The organism is Bradyrhizobium sp. AUGA SZCCT0177 (assembly GCF_018130125.1).
Lineage (GTDB): Bacteria > Pseudomonadota > Alphaproteobacteria > Rhizobiales > Xanthobacteraceae > Bradyrhizobium.
Genome location: NZ_JAFCMA010000030.1, coordinates 25109 through 41098 on the forward strand (window position 1 = coordinate 25109; position 15990 = coordinate 41098).

At 61.6% G+C, this 15990-nt stretch carries 13 protein-coding genes; 4 read left to right on the forward strand and 9 right to left on the reverse strand.

Features of this window, described 5'->3' with window-relative positions; all coding sequences use genetic code 11:
- Positions 1 to 133 precede the first annotated feature (133 nt).
- The 4 genes from JQ597_RS29180 to waaF all read right to left on the reverse strand — a co-directional run bounded on the left by JQ597_RS29180 (position 134) and on the right by waaF (position 3112).
- Positions 134 to 682 carry an NUDIX hydrolase gene (locus JQ597_RS29180; protein WP_212268933.1) on the reverse strand — a complete coding sequence of 183 codons (549 nt, stop codon included), beginning with the start codon at positions 680 to 682 and terminating at the stop codon, positions 134 to 136.
- 132 nt (positions 683 to 814) lie between these two features.
- Positions 815 to 1357, reverse strand: a complete 543-nt coding sequence (locus JQ597_RS29185; RefSeq protein WP_212268934.1) for an HAD family hydrolase — start codon at positions 1355 to 1357, stop codon at positions 815 to 817.
- On the reverse strand, positions 1354 to 1956 hold the full coding sequence (locus JQ597_RS29190) for a D-sedoheptulose 7-phosphate isomerase (protein ID WP_212268935.1): 603 nt from the start codon (positions 1954 to 1956) through the stop codon (positions 1354 to 1356). The genes JQ597_RS29185 and JQ597_RS29190 overlap by 4 nt, the downstream gene beginning before the upstream one ends.
- A 76-nt stretch (positions 1957 to 2032) precedes the next feature.
- Positions 2033 to 3112 carry a lipopolysaccharide heptosyltransferase II gene (gene waaF / locus JQ597_RS29195; protein WP_212268936.1) on the reverse strand — a complete coding sequence of 360 codons (1080 nt, stop codon included), beginning with the start codon at positions 3110 to 3112 and terminating at the stop codon, positions 2033 to 2035.
- A gap of 164 nt (positions 3113 to 3276) precedes the next feature.
- Between waaF and rfaD the strand changes: the two genes are divergently transcribed.
- The 4 genes from rfaD (at position 3277) to JQ597_RS29215 (ending at position 9091) form a co-directional block, all read left to right on the forward strand.
- Positions 3277 to 4257, forward strand: coding sequence for an ADP-glyceromanno-heptose 6-epimerase (gene rfaD, locus JQ597_RS29200; RefSeq protein WP_212268937.1), 981 nt, complete (start codon positions 3277 to 3279; stop codon positions 4255 to 4257).
- Between the two features lie 20 nt (positions 4258 to 4277).
- Positions 4278 to 5750 (forward strand): D-glycero-beta-D-manno-heptose-7-phosphate kinase, encoded by a 1473-nt coding sequence (gene rfaE1, locus JQ597_RS29205; protein ID WP_212268938.1) that lies wholly within the window; start codon positions 4278 to 4280, stop codon positions 5748 to 5750.
- Positions 5747 to 7003: an O-antigen ligase family protein gene (locus tag JQ597_RS29210; RefSeq protein WP_212268939.1), complete on the forward strand. Its 1257-nt coding sequence runs from the start codon at positions 5747 to 5749 to the stop codon at positions 7001 to 7003. The genes rfaE1 and JQ597_RS29210 overlap by 4 nt, the downstream gene beginning before the upstream one ends.
- 153 nt (positions 7004 to 7156) lie before the next feature.
- Positions 7157 to 9091 (forward strand): SDR family NAD(P)-dependent oxidoreductase, encoded by a 1935-nt coding sequence (locus tag JQ597_RS29215; RefSeq protein ID WP_212268940.1) that lies wholly within the window; start codon positions 7157 to 7159, stop codon positions 9089 to 9091.
- Between the two features lie 3 nt (positions 9092 to 9094).
- Here JQ597_RS29215 and JQ597_RS29220 read toward each other — a convergent pair whose 3' ends face one another.
- The 5 genes from JQ597_RS29220 to asnB all read right to left on the reverse strand — a co-directional run bounded on the left by JQ597_RS29220 (position 9095) and on the right by asnB (position 15987).
- The gene (locus JQ597_RS29220; RefSeq protein ID WP_212268941.1) at positions 9095 to 10126 is read right to left on the reverse strand and encodes an MraY family glycosyltransferase; all 1032 of its coding nucleotides are present in this window, start codon (positions 10124 to 10126) and stop codon (positions 9095 to 9097) included.
- Positions 10127 to 10297: 171 nt separating this feature from the next.
- The gene (locus tag JQ597_RS29225) at positions 10298 to 11620 is read right to left on the reverse strand and encodes an O-antigen ligase family protein (protein ID WP_212268942.1); all 1323 of its coding nucleotides are present in this window, start codon (positions 11618 to 11620) and stop codon (positions 10298 to 10300) included.
- Between the two features lie 148 nt (positions 11621 to 11768).
- Positions 11769 to 12866 (reverse strand): non-hydrolyzing UDP-N-acetylglucosamine 2-epimerase, encoded by a 1098-nt coding sequence (gene wecB / locus JQ597_RS29230; RefSeq protein WP_212268943.1) that lies wholly within the window; start codon positions 12864 to 12866, stop codon positions 11769 to 11771.
- Positions 12863 to 14143 carry a glycosyltransferase gene (locus tag JQ597_RS29235; RefSeq protein ID WP_212268944.1) on the reverse strand — a complete coding sequence of 427 codons (1281 nt, stop codon included), beginning with the start codon at positions 14141 to 14143 and terminating at the stop codon, positions 12863 to 12865. Before JQ597_RS29235 ends, wecB begins: the two co-directional genes overlap by 4 nt.
- Positions 14119 to 15987, reverse strand: coding sequence for an asparagine synthase (glutamine-hydrolyzing) (gene asnB, locus JQ597_RS29240; RefSeq protein ID WP_212268945.1), 1869 nt, complete (start codon positions 15985 to 15987; stop codon positions 14119 to 14121). The genes JQ597_RS29235 and asnB overlap by 25 nt, the downstream gene beginning before the upstream one ends.
- Between the last annotated feature and the right edge of the window lie 3 nt (positions 15988 to 15990).

Genomic DNA, 15990 nt, shown 5'->3' on the forward strand with positions numbered 1-15990 from the left:
AGGCCGTGTAGCTGTAAATCCGTTGCGCGTGACGCGAGGCTAGTCCGCTTCGCCCCGTTAGCGACCAAGCTCGTGCGGAATATGCCGCGAAGGGCCATTCAGCGACAAGCGGCCGATACTTGCCTTCGTGATTTTACGCTCCGATTGCGCGGAGCGCCTTATAGCCCGCGGCAACTGAAGACATGGATTTTATTTCTCCGTCTTCGAGCGCCTTGATCACTTCCTGCAGCGACATTAATACAACTTCGACTCCTGACGCCGCTTCCAACTCGTCAAGGCGTTGCTTTCCTGTCAGCTCACATCCGCTCGCAAGGAAAATATGCACTAGATTCGAATTCTTGCTTGAATCGTCAAAGCAGGTTCCCAAGTCCATCATGCTGCTCGGCGAATAGCCGGTCTCTTCTTCGAGCTCCCGCGCTGCTGCCGTCACAGGTGATTCCGACCGAAAGGTGCCGGCCGGGAATTCCAGCGTGATTGCCTGCACGGCATGCTTATACTGCCGAACAAGGATAAGCTTGTTTTCTGTTGTGATCGGGACCGCAATAGCCACACTGGGCCGCTGCGAGACAAAGTAATCGTCAACAACGCGCCCGTCAGGCAATTTAACGGTGTCTCGCCGGAGCTTATACCAACGGTGGTCGAAGACCATTTCGCTCGACAGTAGTGTCCAAGGCAGAATCAAGAAACCCTCCTCACTTGGTGAGATGGTCGTTTGGGTTGACTGGCCAGTCGCCCGGAAGCGTTTGGACCCTATACCACTTGGTACTACCGTAGAAACGATCCGATGCTGAGGGGAGCCTCGGAAGGTAGCAAGTCACGCAGCGCACACCTGCCTTAGAATATCTGCGACATACGCATCGAGGTCGCCGCCTGCAAAAAGAAAACCCGGCAGGCCGACGGCTGCCCCAGCCTCGATATCGGTCGGGCGGTCGCCAATGACAAAGCTGCCCGCCTGACGCACCGGCCAGTGCGCCATCAGATCATGGATCATGCCGGGGCTTGGCTTGCGCCAATGATGATTTTCGAGATAGCCGGCGACGGTGCCTTCCGGGTGGTGCGGGCAGTACCTGATATCGTCGATGACGGCGCCTTGCGCCGCGAGCTCGGCGCGCATCCAGTCATGCAGCGTGTTGAGTTCGGCTTCGGTGAAATAACCGCGCGCGATACCGGCCTGGTTGGTGAAGAAGAACACGAAATAGCCGGCATCGTTCAGCCGCCGGATCGCCTTTGCCACATTCGGCATCCAGCGAATCCGTTCCCGCGTTCCAACATAGCCGTCGTCATGGTTGACGACCCCGTCGCGGTCGAGGAAGGCGGCGGGCTTCTGGATGGCGCGGGCGAGGTCGGCGCCGCTCATTTCGGAGAGGCCTCGCGCATCATGGCCTGCTCGATCTCGTCGCAGATGCCGTGACCCATCGCGAGATGGATCTGCTGCACCACCGGTGTGTCGTCGGTCGGCGCCACCAGCAGATGATCGCAATCCGCGCCCATGGCCGCGCCCTTGCGCCCGGTGAAGCCGACCGTGACAAGACCGCGCTCGCGCGCCTTGCGCAATGCCGTCAGGATGTTCGGCGAGCGGCCCGACGTGGTGAGCGCGAGCAGCACGTCGCCGCGCACGCCGAGGCCTTCAACCTGGCGGGCGAAAATCTGTTCATAGCCGTAATCATTGCCGATTGCCGTCAGCGCCGACGTGTCTGTCGTGAGCGCAATCGCCGCGTAGCCGGGCCGGTCCTGCTTGTAGCGGCCGACGATTTCGGCGGCGATGTGCTGGGCGTCGCCGGCGCTGCCGCCATTGCCGATGATCAGAAGCTTGTTGCCGGCGCGCAGCGCCGCAATGATCGCGGCTGCAATGGCGTGCGCGACGGCGAGCAGTGCCGCGTCGCTGTTGGCGCGTTCGAGCGCGACGAGCGACTCTTTCAGGTGGGCGGCGATCAGGTCTTTCGAATTCTGGCTCAAAATGCACCGTCAGGGTTGCAACGCGCAAGTTCTACCTTGGAAGTCTTGGTACTGATCGTGCGGTCCATGCGCAAGGTCACGGGGGGAGCTGCGCACGCGCGCGGGCTTCGCCGAGCACGCGCTGCACGATCTCGACCACGTCGGATGCCGGGATGTCGCGCATGCAGCGATGCTCGTTCATGGTGCAGACCGTGCGCTGGCAGGGCTGGCAGGCAAGCTGCGATCTGGTTTGCAGGACCGTCGCAGCCAGGCCGTTCAGCGGTGCCCAGAGATAGGGGCTGGTCGGCCCGAAAATGCCCATGGTCGGCGTGCCGATCGCGGCCGCAATGTGCATCAGGCCGGAATCATTTGAGATGGCGACGCTGGCTGCCGCCATCGCCAGGATTCCGTTGCGCAGGTCTGACCCGGTGAGGTCGCGGATTCGAGGTCCCCCGACGGCCACGATCTCCTGCGCCAGCGCCTTTTCGCCGGGACCGCCGACCACCCAGACCTCAAAGCCGCGTTCTGCCAGCAGCCGGGCCGCTTCCGGGAAATAGGTCCAGCGCTTGGACGCACCGACAGAGCCCGGCCCCAGCGCCACCGCAGGCCCCGTACCCAGCCCATTGGCCTGCCGCCAATGGCTGGAATCCTCCGGCGGCACGGCCAATTGCGGCACCGGCCATTCCGGCGGCAACGGCGCGCCATCGGGCAGCGCCAGCGCGGCATTCTTGTCGATAAAGCGGGGCAGGGCCTTCTCGCCCCAGCGCATCCGGTTGATCAGCCCGAACCGGGCTTCGCCGAAGAAGCCTACCCGTTCCGGGATACCGGCCAGCGCCGGCGCGATCGCCGCCTTCCAGGTCCGGGGCAGGACCAGGGCGGTCGCATAGCCCCGCGACCGCAATTCCCTGGCCAGACCCTGCTGCCTGGCCACCGCCAGCCTGCTGCGCGGCAGGTCCCAGACAATCCCGGCGCGGACCCCCGGCATGTAATCGACCAGGGGGGCGCAAAGGGAGGTCACCAGCAAATCGACCGGCCGGTTCGGCCAGCGCTGCTTGAGGACGCGCACCACCGTATGGCCTCGGACGAAGTCGCCGATCCACATATACGGGATGATCAGGATCGGCCTGGTGTCGGCCGAATCCTCGATCGCGATCCCATCTGATGAATCTGTATTCATGTCTTATGCGTCTGGCGCCCGGCCTTTTCCGGCTCCGGAGGTAACCGCTCCTAACCGGCAGGTAAAGCCGCACCCGGCGGTCTTCACCAAGGCCCACAACCAAAGTTGCCTGCCGGGCGCGTCTGAGGCAAAGCTGGCGCCGCACAATCACGGCAGGGGACGGCATGTTGCTGGTGACCGGTGGCGCCGGTTTTATCGGATCGAACGTCGTGGCCGCGTTGAACGACGCGGGCCGCACCGACGTGGCCGTGTGCGACATCCTCGGCCATGACGGCAAATGGCACAATCTCGCCAAGCGCCAGCTCGCCGACTTCGTTCCGCCGGCGGAACTGATGGACTGGCTGAAGGGCCGGCGGCTCGACGCCGTGATCCATCTCGGGGCCATTTCCGAGACGACCGCGACCGACGGCGATCTCGTCATCGAAACCAATTTCCGGCTGTCGATGCGGCTGCTCGACTGGTGCACCTCGAACGCGACGCCGCTGATCTATGCGTCCTCTGCGGCCACCTATGGCGATGGTGAGCGAGGCTTTCGCGATGACCAGTCCGTGGAAAACCTGAAAAAACTTCGGCCGATGAACCTGTACGGCTGGAGCAAGCATCTGTTCGACATGGCGGTTGCGGAACGCGCGGCGCGCGGCGAGAAATTGCCGCCGCAATGGGCCGGGCTAAAATTCTTCAACGTGTTCGGGCCCAATGAATATCATAAAGGTACGATGATGAGCGTGCTGGCGCGGCGCTTCGACGACGTCAAGGTCGGTCGCCCCGTGCAGCTGTTCAAGTCGCATCGCGAAGGGATTGCGGACGGCGATCAGCGCCGCGATTTCATCTATGTCGACGACGTCGTTCGCGTGACGATGTGGCTCTTGGCGGCGCCTCATGTCAGCGGTCTGTTCAACGTCGGAACCGGCACCGCGCGCAGCTTTCGCGACCTGATGCTAGCGGCCTACGCCGCGCTCGGCACCAAACCGAACATTGAGTATATCGACATGCCCGAACAGATTCGCGGCAGCTATCAATATTTCACCCAGAGCGAAGTCGATCGGCTGCAGCACGCCGGATATAACGGCGGCTTCACGGCGCTGGAAGACGCGGTCGCCGCCTACGTGAAGGGTTTCCTTGACCGCGCCGATCGCTTCCGCTGACGGGCCACAGGTAAGACCATATGTTTGATTTTGACGCCCTGTCGCATGCCATTGCCAGCCGTACCGTGCTGTGCGTCGGCGATCTCATGCTGGACGAGTTCATCTATGGCGAGGTCTCACGGATTTCGCCAGAGGCGCCAGCGCCTGTCATTGCGGTCCAGCGCAGCGAGACCAATGTCGGCGGCGCCGGCAATGTCGCGCGCAATATCGCCTCGCTCGGCGCGCGCTGCATCTTTGCAGGATTGATCGGCGAAGACGAAGCGGGCGCGAAACTGCGGGCAGAGCTTTCGCGTGAAACCCGGATCGAGGCCGTGCTGGTGTCCGATCCCAACCGGCCGACAACGCGAAAAGTGCGTTTCGTCTCCGAGCATTTTTCCACCCATATGCTGCGCGCAGACTGGGAACTGGCGCAGCCGGCAGCGCCCGACATCGAGCAAAAGCTGATCGACGCCATCCTGCCGCAACTCGCCCGCGCCGACATCGTACTGCTGTCCGATTACGCCAAGGGCGTGCTGACGGCGCGGGTAATCCGTAACGTCATCGACGCCGCCAAGAAGCTCGGCAAGCGCGTGATCGTCGATCCCAAGAGCGCCAATCTGGCGATCTATCGCGGTGCGACACTGCTGACGCCCAACCGCAAGGAGTTCGCCGAAGCGACCCGCAGCCGCGCCGACAGCGAACAGGGCATCGCCGATGCGGCCCAGGATGCGATGTACCTGGCCGATTGCGAAGCCATGCTGGTGACGCAAAGCGAACACGGCATGACGCTGGTCGTTCGCGGCGGAGACGCGATCCATGTACCGGCGCTTCCGGTGAAGGTGCGCGACGTCTCCGGCGCCGGCGACACGGTCGCGGCCGTATTGGCGCTGACGCTCGCCGCCAACGCCGATTGGGAAACCGCGCTGCGGATGGCGAATGCCGCGGCCGCCGTTGCTGTCGGCAAGAAGGGCACCGCCACCGTCACGCCGGCCGAACTGCGGCGAAAAATCCTGCCGCATGCGTCGCTGGCGGCCGAAGAAAAAATCGTGGCGGCCGGCGGCGACCTCGACGTTCATCTTGCTGAGTGGCGCAAACAGGGCCTGCGCGTCGGTTTCACCAATGGCTGTTTCGACATCCTGCATCCCGGCCACGTGAAAGTGCTGACCGCGGCGCGCGGCGCCTGCGACCGCCTGATCGTCGGATTGAACAGCGATGCCTCGGTCAAGCGGCTGAAGGGCGAGGGGCGCCCGGTGCAGGACGAGCGCGCGCGCGCCGAAGTGCTGGCGGCGCTGGAGGCGGTCGACCTCGTCGCGATCTTCGAAGAGGACACGCCGATCGACCTGATCACGCGCGTGAAGCCGAGCGTGCTGGTCAAGGGCGGCGACTATACCCGCGAGCAGGTCGTCGGCTATGAGGTCGTCGAAGCCTGCGGCGGCGAGGTGCTGCTGATCGATATCCTGCCGGGACACTCTACGACCTCGCTGGTCGACCGCGCCCGCGGGGGCGCAGCGTGAACGCCAGGACGGCCACTTCGCCGGCAGGCCAGGCGCTACCGGTCTGGCGCGATCCCGCCAAGTGGGCGAAAGCTGCCGATATTTTCGCGGTGCTGATCGCGTTCTCGCTGCCCTGGTCAACCTCGCTGGTCGGCATCTTTGCTGTGATCTGGCTGCTGGCGCTCGCGCCGACGCTCGATTTGAGACTTTTTCTGCAATCGCTGAAGCGGCCGATCTGCGCGTTGCCGATCGCGCTGTTTCTGCTGGCGCTGGTCGGGACGCTTTGGTCCGACGCGCCGTGGGACGTGCGCAGGTACGCCCTCAGTCCCGCAACGAAGCTCCTTGTACTGCCGCTGCTGTTCTATCATTTCGAACGCTCGGCGCGCGGCATGTGGGTGTTGGTCGCCTTTCTGGTCTCCTGCGCGCTGCTGATGGTGATGTCCTGGCTGGTCCTGATATATCCCGGCCTGTCGCTCAAACCGGAGGGGGCCGACCGTGGTATTTTCGTCAAGAACTACATCGACCAGAGCCAGGAATTTGCACTGTGCGCGGTCGTACTCGCTTATCCCGTCATCACACTGTTGCGGGACAAGAAGTTCTGGCAGGCATTGCTGCTGATCTTGATTGCGGCAAGCCTGCTCGCCAACATGGCGTTCGTCATCGTGTCGCGCACAGCGCTCGTCACCATGCCGGTCATGCTCGCGGTATTCGCGCTGATGCACCTGAAATGGCGGACCAACGTCATCCTGTTCCTGACCGCGATCGTGCTGGGCGGGCTGGCGTGGATCGCGTCGCCCCAGTTGCAGGCGACGACGGACAGGTTCGCGCGAGATTACCGGTTGTACAAGGAACTCAACCAGCCGACGTCGCTCGGCTTGCGGCTGGTATTCTGGGAGAAGTCGCTGCGGTTTTTTGCCGAGGCGCCGATCATCGGACACGGGACCGGATCGACGCGGAGGCTGTTCGAGGCCGCCGCCACCGGTCCCGCGGGACTTGCCCAGGGCGAGGTAATCGGGAATCCGCATAACCAGACGCTTAACGTCGCGGTCCAATGGGGTTCCGTCGGGGTCGTCCTCTTGTATGCGATGTGGCTGGTGCACCTGCTGTTGTTTCGTGGCGAAGGCCTGGTGGCCTGGATCGGCCTCATGGTCGTCCTGCAGAACTTCTTCAGCTCATTGTTCAACTCGCATCTGTTCGATTTCCACGAGGGCTGGATGTACGTGCTGGGTGTCGGAGTGGCCGGCGGCATGATACTGAGGGCCAAGGATACTTAGGCCAAGGATACCAGGGGCGGAAGCGCGATGCCGGCGTCCACAGGCTGAGCGAATCCCGGATCAGCAACACCGGCCGTAAACGCTGGTTTGGGTGATCGAGATGAGCTATCAGCGAGGTTTGACGTTGCGGGACAGGTTTAGTTGATCAAGAGCATGATGCGTCTTTCCCAATTAACGCTGCGGAACCTGCTGATCGCAACGCATGATGCGCTTGCGACCGGCGCAGCGTTGTTTGCCAGCTTCTATCTCCGGTTCGAAGGCGACATGTTCTACGATCGCCTGCCGTTGCTGCTGCGCATACTGCCTTTTTTCGTCGTATTCAGCGTTGTCGTTTGCTACTTCTCCCATCTCACCACGACGAAATGGCGGTTCATTTCGCTGCCGGATGCGTTGAACATCCTGCGCGCGGCGACGATCCTGACGCTCGCGCTCGTGGTGCTCGACTACGTGTTCGTTGCGCCGAACGTCCTTGGCATGCCGGTCGCGCCGAACGTGCCGGGTGCGTTCTTTATCGGCAAGATCACCATCATCCTCTACTGGTTTCTCGAGGTGTTCTTCCTGAGCGGATTGCGGTTCGCCTATCGGTATTTTCGTTACACGCGCGCGCGACTTCATGCGAAGGCCGAGAACGCTTCGCCGGCACTTCTGGTCGGCCGCGCTGCGGACGCCGAGATTCTGCTGCGCGCTATCGAGAGTGGCGCCGTCAAACGCATCTGGCCGGTCGGCGTGTTGTCGCCGTCGCCGGCTGATCGCGGGCAGTTGATCCGCAACATTCCCGTGCTCGGCGGCATCGACGACATCGAGGATGTGATTCGCGATTTCGAGGCGCGCGGCAAGCCGATCGCGCGCCTCGTGATGGCCCCATCGGCGTTCGAGCCGGAAGCGAGGCCCGAGGCGGTACTGATGCGCGCCCGCCGACTCGGCATGATCGTCAGCCGGCTGCCGTCGCTGGAAAGCGGAGAAACGCCGCGGCTGACCACGGTTGCCGTCGAGGACCTGCTGCTGCGTCCGAGCGAGACCATCGACTACGCGCGTCTCGAAACCCTGGTGAAGGGCAAATCCGTCATCGTGACCGGTGGCGGCGGGTCGATCGGTTCGGAAATTTGCGAACGCGTGACGACGTTCGGCGCCGCGCGGCTGCTGGTGATCGAGCATTCGGAACCGGCGCTCTATGCGATCACCGAATCGCTGGTCGAGAGCGGGACCGCTGCGCAGATCGACGGCCGGATCGCCGATATCCGGGATCGCGAGCGGATCATGCGCCTGATGAGCGAGTTCAAGCCGGATATCGTGTTCCACGCCGCCGCGCTCAAGCATGTGCCGATCCTCGAACGCGACTGGAGCGAGGGGGTCAAGACCAACATCTTCGGCTCGGTCAATGTTGCCGACGCAGCGCTGGCCGCCGGCGCCAAGGCGATGGTGATGATTTCGACCGACAAGGCGATCGAGCCGGTCTCGATGCTGGGCCTGACCAAGCGCTTTGCCGAAATGTACTGCCAGGCGCTGGACCATGACCTGGCGACGCAGTTGGACGGCAAGCCGCGGATGCGGCTGATTTCCGTGCGGTTCGGCAACGTGCTGGCGTCGAACGGATCTGTCGTGCCGAAGTTCAAGGCGCAGATCGAGGCGGGCGGTCCGGTCACGGTCACCCATCCCGACATGGTCAGGTACTTCATGACCATCCGCGAGGCCTGCGATCTGGTGCTCACGGCCGCGACGCATGCGATGACGCCGGCACGTCCCGATGTTTCGGTCTATGTGCTCAACATGGGACAACCGGTGAAGATCGTCGATCTCGCCGAGCGCATGATAAGGCTGTCCGGCCTGCAGCCCGGTTACGACATCGAAATCGTCTTTAGCGGAATGCGGCCGGGAGAACGGCTGAACGAAATCCTGTTCGCCAGCGAGGAGCCGACCATCGAGATCGGCGTGGCCGGCATCATGGCCGCCAAGCCCAACGAGCCGCCGATGCAGGTGCTTCGCAAGTGGCTCGCGATACTGGAGGAGGCGATTGCAAGAGACGATCGTGCCACCATCAGGGCGGTGCTCAAGGACGCGGTTCCCGAATTCGGATCGACCGCGGCTTGACCGCTAGCGCTGGTCTGTCTGCGCAACGCGCGCCTGCGAAAACTGAAACAAGACGGCCGCAACACCGAAAGCTCCAAGCGCCAGCATCGTCAGATCGATGCTTCTTGAGGAAGCGGCGATCGTCGTCATCGCCAGGCCAGCCAAGGCGAGGTTGAGCAGGAACACGCGGGCGACGACTTGCGTGACGCTGAACCCGTTATCCGTCGCGCGCTGATAGAAGTGCGATCGATGAGCGTCCCAGAACCGTTCGCCTTTGGCCAGCCGCCAAAATAAGGTGATGGTCGCATCGGACAGATAATACAGTGGGAGCAAAATGGCTGCGGCGAGGTGTTGACGGGATGCCAGTTCAAGCAGGCACCAGCCGGTGAGCAGGCCGATCGGCAGGCTGCCAACGTCGCCGAGGAACAGTTTGGCCACGGGCCGGTTGAACGGCGCGAATCCCAACAGGGCGCCGGCAAGCCCCAGCGCGATCGGCAGGATGTCCGCAGGAGCCTCACCCAGCAGCGCGATCACACCGAGCGCGACAGTCAACGGAACCATCTCGGCAACCGTCATCCAGTCAAGACCGTCCATGAAATTGACGAGATTGATGAACCAGAGCATCCCCAGCACGATGAATGCCCGCTCGATCGCAACGGGGATGATCTCGAAGATTCGGATTTGTGGCGGAAGGGCCGTGAACAGCACCACGACCACGGCCAGTTGAAGCGTCAGGCGGGGAATCACCGGGATCGGGCGAAGATCGTCGACCATGCCTACGGCAGCGAGGCAGAAAGCTGCAGCAAGCACGATCAGAATGGCCGTTCCTGAAGCGGTCGAGCCGGACAAAACTGTCAATGCCGCGCCGATGGCGGTCGCGGCAATGACGGCCAATCCCCCGCCCTGGGGCGTCGGCGTCACATGCGACGATCGTGCATTCGGCCTTGCGAGCGCATAGCGCTGCAGCAGGGGACGCAGCGCCACAATCAGCATCGCACATATCACCGCGGCCGTGGCCGCGATTGCCAGCGATGTGGTTAGTGCAAGGACGGTCATAGGAGCATAACTGGCGATTGTCCGATTTTCGGTATCGATGACCTAGCAGGTGAGCCGAGCCAGGAGAATATGAATTTCAAGGGGGTATCGGATAGAAGGCGACGCGACAAATTCAGGCGATTTTCGATGACGCAAGCGTCGCTGGTCGAACCACCGAGACCACGCATGCGTTCAGAGTGCCGAGATATGGGCCTGCTGCCGGGGAGGCGGCCGATCTGAAACCGAGGCCATATCCATGCGTTTCAGGGCGATAATTCCCACCACCAGTGCGAAGAAAAACTGGAAAGCGTAGGAGAACGCGAAGGCGCCGGAAAGTTCGGAGCTTACCAGGCTGAATACGTACAACAACACAGCGCACTTTTCCGGAACCGACAACGTGCGCCAGAAATTCAGGGAAATGCCGATTGGCAACAGGGTGAGAATGGTGATGAGCAGCAGGCCGGCAATCCCCGTTTCATAGAGCATTTCGAGGTACACATTGTGGGGGTAATGCTTGGATCCTTCAGCCTTGCGCAGCAGCCAATCGGGTGCGCCCATTCCTTCATTCACCGGGAACATGCCGATCCCGCGACCGAACAGCAGCCGATCAGGCTCCGCAATTATGCTGTTCGCCGTCCGCGCCCAGATCTGCGTGCGGAAGCCCGGATTCGGATCCTGAATTTCCCGAATGGTGCGAGAAATCGCGTCGCCGGCCTTGGGGTCGACGGTCTGGCCCTGAAATGCCCGCTGATACAACCAACCCGATGCCGCCGCAACGGTGATCACCGCCAGCGTCAAGCCGACCAGAGCCTGCTTTCTTGAACGAACCCACAACTCCGCGGCGGCGAAAAAAGCGAGACTGCAAATCAGCGCAACGAGCGCGCCTCTGGCGGCGATGTGAAACAGGAAAGCCAAGGCAAACGGCAACGCCACCACGGCGGCAATTCGCATCGTTCGATGACGGCTCAGTCCGAGCGCGGCAATCGCGGCCGCCCCGAGTACTTGTCCAATGTTCTGGTGCAAGGCGAGATAAATATCCGCGCTGCCGACACCAAATACGTCATGAATGACGCCGCCCTGCATGAGGTCGCCGGATCGGACGGCGTATTGGGCGATCACTATCAAATATATCGCCGCGGCGCCAAGCAGCACCAAAAGAACTGTGTTCAGGGCGCGCGCGGCTGCGAAGCCAAAAATCAGGAATAGTCCATGGAAACTCAGGATCCCGATCAGGTGCGTTATCGGAACGGCCGACCGGGATTGAACCAGGAAATTGATGCTCACCAGACCATAGAAGGTTATCAGAATCAGAAGAAGGTCACGGACCGAACCTGCCATGTCGCCCAGTGCGCGCCAGTGGACGGCGACGAGCGCCGCACCGATCGCGCATGTTGCGGCAAAAATGGGTGTCGAGCCGACCAGATAAAACGGAATGAACGTTTTTGCGAATGCCGCCGTCGTAACAATTGCCGCCGTCACTTCCGTAAACCGGCGTGTAGTGTAGTTAACCAACATGGGGAGCGGTCTCAGTAATTATTTGAGATACGAAAACTCAAGTGTTGTTCGGCCCTTCTTGCGCTTTCGGCAAGTTCGATGATGACGTCATGTCCTGGCGCCAACGAGATCATCCTGGCGGTCGCATCCGGGATGCGCCGTTCCCCGGCTACGGTTTTACCCCGCAATGCCGGGCAAGGCTGGCAACCACGCGCGACGCGGTATGGCCATCCCAAAGCGGGATATTGGAGGGACGCCGTGGCCCCGCGCCCATCGCAGCTGTTGCTGCGCCCAGCAGGGTCTCGGGAGTCACAAGCTGATTGGTGCCGTGGGTGATCGTGACAGGGCGTTCGGTGTTGCTCCTCAGCGTCAGGCAGGGAATACCGATGAATGACGTCTCTTCCTGGATGCCGCCGGAATCCGTGATCACCAGTGCCGAACTGAAGACGAGACTCATAAAGTCGACATAACCCATGGGTTCGATCAGGCGAATGTTGGAGTGTTGCAGTCGCCCGATCAGATCTGCCGCTTCCAGTTTCGCGCGGGTGCGCGGATGCACCGGAAACACAATATTGGTCGATGCTGCGAGTTGTTGAAGCGCATCAGCTATCCGCGTCAGCATAGCGGTGTCATCGACGTTGGCGGGGCGATGCAGCGTGACGACCACGTATTTCTCTTCGGTAACGCCGATACGCCGGGCGGTAGACGCCCGCGATATCGTGTCTTTCAGCATGAGATAGCTGTCGATCATGATATTGCCGACGAGGTCGATCTTGGAGGGGTCGATGCCCTCCCGCTTGAGATTGTCGCTGGCATCCTCGGACGGGGCCCACAACAGGTCGCTGATGCTGTCGGTGACGATACGGTTGATCTCTTCCGGAAGCGTGCGGTCGAAATTGCGCAACCCGGCTTCCAGATGCGCGACCGGAAGATTCAGCTTCTTTGCAGCAAGCGCGGCTGCCAGGGTCGAATTGACGTCGCCCACGACGATCACCCAGTCCGGTTTGCCGGCGAGGAGCAGGTCTTCATAGGCAACCATGATCGCGGCAGTCGACCGCGCATGGGTTTCGCCGCGTGCACCGAGATTGAAGGCGGGCGGCGGCAGGCCAAGGTCGGAAAAAAAGGCGTCCGACATGTTCTCGGAGTAGTGTTGACCGGTGTGGATGAGCGCCGGCTTGATCCAGTTCTCGTGCGACATCGCGCGAAAAAGCGGCGCGACTTTCATGAAATTGGGCCTCGCCCCGACGACGATATGGGCATTTATCATCGTTGTTTGCTCACAGCCATTGCGTCGCGAAGGGCTTTGTCAAACAGCCGTGTCGTCTGTTTGATATCGAAAGCATCGACGTCGTCCTTGAGTGCTGCCAACGGCCGGCCCTGCCCATGTCTGGCAATGATACCTGTCAGCGTGTCAATCATTGCAGATTTGTCGGTCGGTGCAACGACAAAGTGTCCAAGCGGCGAAAGCACATCTCTTGACGCGCCCTCGGACGGCGTGAGCGCGAGAATGGGCTTTTTCAGCATGAGATAGTCGACGATCTTGCTGGGCAGAAAGACGCTCAAATCGGATGGTGCGTCGATCAACAGCAGGAGGTCAGCTTCGGCTGCGTAGCGCAAACTGTCTAGATATCCAACCGTTCCGTGAAAAGTGACGATGGATCCGATACCCAATTCCGTCACCTTGGCGGCGACCTCAGGCGGACAGTGTCCGTAGAAATCCAGACGCAGGCGCCCGGCCAGCGGTGACCTGGCGTTCATTTCCGCCACGGCCTCGAACAGGTAGACCGGGTGGCGCGTACCCGCATAGATATTGCCGGTGTACATGACGCGCAGTTCGGCCGAGCTGTTGACAACAGCAGGAGACGTCAACGTGTCGCGGTCGAATCCATGCGGAACGACGCGTACCTTGCGGCTCAGGAGCGGTGGATATTTCCGCATCACAAGATCGGCAGTTTGCTGCGTGACGAACACCACGATGTCAGCCGTCTCGATGATCTTGCGTTCCTGTTCTCTCCATACCTCCAGTTTGCTGGCAATTTCGGCCACGCTGGAATCGTAGTACAGGCTGTCGACCCAGGGGTCGCTGAAATGCGCGAGCCAGGGCACATGGCGGCGCCGCCGCACCTCCAGCCCGATCGAGTGATCGATCCAGGGCTGGGCGAAGGTGACGAGGATATCGCATTTCTGCTGCTTGAGTTGCCGGATGATGTATCTCGTCGATCGCTCGATCCAGTTCGCTTCGTCCAAATTGGCGGGTGGACGATAGCGCCTTTGGAGCCGGCGCCAGGCTGAACTGGCGGCCACACTCTCGCGGTGCTCGATATAATGTTGGCGATAGGCGCCGAGGTAGAGCTTGGCAAATTCCTCGTCGATGTTCGCGCCGACGTTGGAGGCCACGGTCGTGCTGATCACTTCCGATTGCCAGCCGAGAGGGCCAAGCGCCTTTAGCGTGCGCGCGATCTGTATGGATCGGGGCAGCACGATCGGTGGCATCGTCCAGGAGACTGCAAGGAGCGAGTTCATGCCTTCCACCGCCTGAACCATAGCTCGAGTATCATGGCGTTCCACAATCTGTGACGATCATCGTTTGCCGCATCGATGGCGGTGCCACGCGCTACCAGCCCGGCAAGGGCATCGGCCTTGAACCATGTGCGTAACTTCGCGCTCTCCGAGCAGAGGCAGTCATGCGCGAGAGGCTTGAGCTCGTTACTCAGCCAATCGTAGACCGGGACTGGAAAGCCCATCTTGGGACGGGTGATGATCTCGGAAGGCACAAGTTTCGCCGCCGCGTGCCGCAAGATGCGCTTGGTCGAATAGCGTCCGTCGGATTCGCGACCGACGCGCCAATGGTCGGGCAGGCGGGAGGCCATTTCCACCACGCGATAATCCAGGAAGGGCGTCCGCAATTCGAGCGAATTCGCCATCGACATCTTGTCGGCCTTCATCAGGAGGTCTTCCACGAGCCAGTCCTGGCAATAGGTGAACAAGGCCTGCGAAAGCGGCGAGGCCTGGCCGAAATCGCGCAGCATCGCCCGCGTTCCGTCCAGGCTATCCTGCATGTCGCCTTGATCAAGCAAAAGCTGACGCTTTGCTTCGCTGGTCATGTATGACGTCATGGTCAATGGCTGCAGTGCTTGTCGCAGATCGAGCAGGCCCTGATCGAATGTGGGATTGGACCGGGCGCCGACGGCTCTCAGTGCGCGCTGATAAAGATTGTTGGCGCTGGCGGCTTCGTCCCAACGCTGCGCCCAGACATCGAAGCTGTAGCCACCCAGAACCTCGTCACTTCCTTCACCCGACAGCACGACCTTGACGTTTCCGCGCGCCAGCTTGCAAACGTAATACAGCGGTATCGAAGCGAGATCGGCGAGAGGCTCGTCGGTGTAATACACGAAGTCGGGCAGGAAGTCGGTGAACTCCTTTTTGCCGATGACGATATCCTGATGGTCGGTTTGAAGCTGGGTGGCGACGAGATGGGCCCACTTGCGTTCGTCGATGTGGTCTGCGCCTTCAAAGGCGACGGAGAACGTCGACAGCTTTGGATGCGACGGCGCAGCCATTGCGGCGATGACGCTTGAATCGAGGCCGCCGCTCAGGAGAATGCCGACCGGCACATCGGCTCGCATGCGGATATCCACGGCATTCTGCAGCAGCGAGGCGAAACGTTCCACGGTCGTTGCGTCGTCCGCCGCGGACCTGGCCGGACGCGGCACCGACCACCACCGTTCGATCGATGGTCGCGGCGCGCCCCGGCTTATCTTCAGGCGGTGGGCGGGCAGCAATTTGCTGATGCCGCTCCAGATGGTGTGCGGAGCCGGCACGTAGCGGAAAGTGAGGTAGTCCCAGACTGCCCGAGGGTTGACGGTCGGCGGCTTTTCAAGCGCGGCGATGATCGCCTTGATTTCGGACGCAAAGATCAATTGCTGTCCGTCCCAGGAATAGTACAGCGGCTTGACGCCGAGGCGATCTCGCACGAGCAGCAGCGAATGGTCGCGCGCGTCGAAAATGGCTACGGCGAACATTCCGTTCAGCTCGTCGAAGGCTTTCATTCCGCGCTCTTCATAGAGCCTGAGAATGACCTCGGTATCGCTGCTGGTGTGGAATCGAACGCCGCGCGCCTGCAGGGAAAGGCGAAGCTGCGCGTGGTTGAAAATCTCGCCGTTGAAGACGAGCTGAATCGCGCCATCGGCGCTCGTCATCGGCTGGTGTCCGCCCTGCAGATCGACGATCGAGAGCCGCCGCATACCGAGCGCGATGTGGTCCTCGACGAAATAGCCGTCGTCATCGGGTCCGCGATGCGCGATGGCGTCGCACATCGCCTTCAGACGTGTCTGACTTTCAGGCTCGGGCAATGCAGTGGTGCTGAACCAGCCGGCGATTCCACACATCAG

Coding starts and splice junctions, on each gene's coding strand:
- JQ597_RS29185 (WP_212268934.1), bottom strand. CDS start 1,357: ATGAGCGGCGCCGACCTCGCCCGCGCCATCCAGAAGCCCGCCGCCTTC.
- waaF (WP_212268936.1), bottom strand. CDS start 3,112: ATGAATACAGATTCATCAGATGGGATCGCGATCGAGGATTCGGCCGAC.
- rfaD (WP_212268937.1), top strand. CDS start 3,277: ATGTTGCTGGTGACCGGTGGCGCCGGTTTTATCGGATCGAACGTCGTG.
- rfaE1 (WP_212268938.1), top strand. CDS start 4,278: ATGTTTGATTTTGACGCCCTGTCGCATGCCATTGCCAGCCGTACCGTG.
- JQ597_RS29215 (WP_212268940.1), top strand. CDS start 7,157: ATGATGCGTCTTTCCCAATTAACGCTGCGGAACCTGCTGATCGCAACG.
- JQ597_RS29220 (WP_212268941.1), bottom strand. CDS start 10,126: ATGACCGTCCTTGCACTAACCACATCGCTGGCAATCGCGGCCACGGCC.
- JQ597_RS29225 (WP_212268942.1), bottom strand. CDS start 11,620: ATGTTGGTTAACTACACTACACGCCGGTTTACGGAAGTGACGGCGGCA.
- wecB (WP_212268943.1), bottom strand. CDS start 12,866: ATGATAAATGCCCATATCGTCGTCGGGGCGAGGCCCAATTTCATGAAA.
- JQ597_RS29235 (WP_212268944.1), bottom strand. CDS start 14,143: ATGGTTCAGGCGGTGGAAGGCATGAACTCGCTCCTTGCAGTCTCCTGG.
- asnB (WP_212268945.1), bottom strand. CDS start 15,987: ATGTGTGGAATCGCCGGCTGGTTCAGCACCACTGCATTGCCCGAGCCT.